General features: G+C 29.1%; 2 protein-coding genes. Both read right to left on the bottom strand.

Going from position 1 to position 2,345, the window contains the following annotated elements; all coding sequences use genetic code 11:
- Positions 1–24: 24 nt before the first annotated feature.
- Entirely contained in the window at positions 25–210 is a 186-nt protein-coding gene (locus tag ERL59_RS19565) for a hypothetical protein (RefSeq protein ID WP_160647920.1), read from the bottom strand.
- Positions 211–818: 608 nt separating this feature from the next.
- A complete protein-coding gene (locus ERL59_RS19560) occupies positions 819–2,093 on the bottom strand; it encodes a helix-turn-helix domain-containing protein (RefSeq protein ID WP_160647919.1) in 1,275 nt (424 codons plus the stop codon).
- Between the last annotated feature and the right edge of the window lie 252 nt (positions 2,094–2,345).

Below are 2,345 nucleotides of genomic sequence, written 5' to 3'. Positions count from 1 at the left end.
CTAACTACAGGTACCATTTTATAATCAGGCTTCTTCTTTTATATTTAAATTTAGATCATCATTTAATTCATACCGATATATTTTTCCTATAGTATTTAATGAAATTATATATGGAAATGAGAGATTTTTCACCTGTATAACTGATTTTGCAAATGCCGATGCTTCCTCTTCATTTAAAATTAAATTAATTGATAGCATCATCTGATCCATATATCGAGCTCCTTTTAATTTTTATTATGTTAACATCAAACTAATCATTTATACGAATACTTGTTCACTAATTTAATAAATTTCATGTAAAATTTGATCAAAATTTTTAAAAGTGACTTATCAAACAAAGTTGTTTATAATTAGAGTGAATTATTATTTTTTATTTGTCCCTGGTAGTTGTTGCGAGCAATTATCAGGGATGTCCTATGTATCACCATCCTTTTTCTCAGCCAATTTAAAAATTGTTATTGATTTCACCCCCTAATTTTCAAAATAAATACAAAAAGCATAATATTTTGGGTTTTTCTTGAAGTTATCAATATAATACCATAGGTTTCTCTATATCAGCGTTTGACAATTTCTAAGAAACATTTGTAAGTTGATACAAAAAAACCCACCTATTTAGGCAGGTTTTTTTAATGTTTTTTTACCAACCTGGGTCAATGTCACTCAATAGACTTACCACTTTAGTAATTTCAGGTGCGGTTAATACTGTAAAAGCAAAAAAAGTTAAAGATTTGAATAATTTTTTCATAATTTTAACCTTCTTTCTAAATAGTTTATTTCCTTATTTATAACATGAGTATCCATAATAATCCATAATGTTTTTATATGATGAACTTTTTATAATAGTTCCCTACCTTCTCAATAGTTAATGAAGCCATGAATTCTTTATTTATAACTTGAGTATTCATAATAATAGATAGAGATTCTTTTTCCTTGTTAACCAGATCAATGTTCGCATATCGTTTTGCAGATTCCAAACAATAATTTATCCCTTCCTCCACTCTTTTTATGAGAATATAATATTCCCCTTTTAGTCTAAAATAGAGGGCTAATTCTGATTTTTTAAACGGGGTAACACATGGAATAGATAATAGTTTCTCTTCTAGCTCAATAAGCTCTTGAATTTTTGGAAGATTATTTGTTTGTAAATATAATCTAATTAAGTGATTAACAATATGAAGTAAGGTAAAATCCCCACAATGTGGTAAGTTTTCTTCTAGTAATGAAATGGCTTGCTGATAATTACCATGTGCTGAATGTAACATTGCTTCAATTTCCTTTACATTATCTTTCACTTCCGGAAATGAGAATGTCTTGTATTGATCCAAGTATTTTTTTGTTCGCTTATAATCACCTAAGCGGTAGTAACTATTAGATACAGCACCAATAGTATTCGCCCGCATTCTATCAGAGATTGTTTCATTTAAAGCTTTTTTACACATCTCTATACTCTCTTCAAACAAATATAAATTATAAGCATGAACTCCAAAACTATAATACATTTCCCCTCTTTCTTCGCTCGTTAAGAACTCTTCATACTCCATTACTATAACCTTTCCAGAATCATATGTTGAGCGAAGTTTTGTAAAATCATCTCGTTCAATCAGATAGATTTTCAACAAACACTTCGCGATATATGGCATAATCCCATGTGTTTTCGAGAAGCGTGTAATTGACTTTAGGAGGGTCAATTTGATGGAAGAACTCTTTATCCCTTCAACCTTCTGAAAAAGCCTCTCAACCAATTCTATACTGTCATTTTTAGGTGATTTAAGAGCTTTAATAGCAACTTTTTCAATTATAGGGATATTTTTCTCGTTGTGTGATATGTCATCCAATATATCAAACAGAGAATCTGTTTTATCTACGATTCCTATGTATCGTTCAATTACCTCTTTAAGAGGAAGATTTAAGACAGAATTTATTTTCAATATTGTCTGATAAGATGGACATTTAATTTGCCCCGATTCGATTTTAGATAGATTTCCTTTAGTCAGTTTAGCTGCTTCTGCTAATTGTACTAATGTCATTTCTGCTTGTTTCCGATGATGTCGAATGAGTTCCCCTAATGTTGTGTAGGTAATCATTTTATTCATCCTTTACCTTTCTATATTTTTACAAATAAAGTCTGTATAGATATCTTATCATCAGAAAACAGTCTATTGTATTGGGAAACATATTGTAAAACACGCTTATTATTTAATAGATTTTGCTTTGATAAAGAAATTTTTGGAAATTTATGTCACATATCGGGTTTTGTCCTTAAAACTTTACTTAATAACCTACAAAAATCCCTTAATCATTTTTATTAGCCTCAATAATCCTTGATTAATGATATGGATATATAA

This window comes from Chengkuizengella marina, from assembly GCF_009910845.1.
Lineage (GTDB): Bacteria > Bacillota > Bacilli > Paenibacillales > KCTC-33759 > Chengkuizengella > Chengkuizengella marina.
Note: the sequence above shows the minus strand (reverse complement) of the source record. Positions and strands in the feature narration are given on the sequence as shown.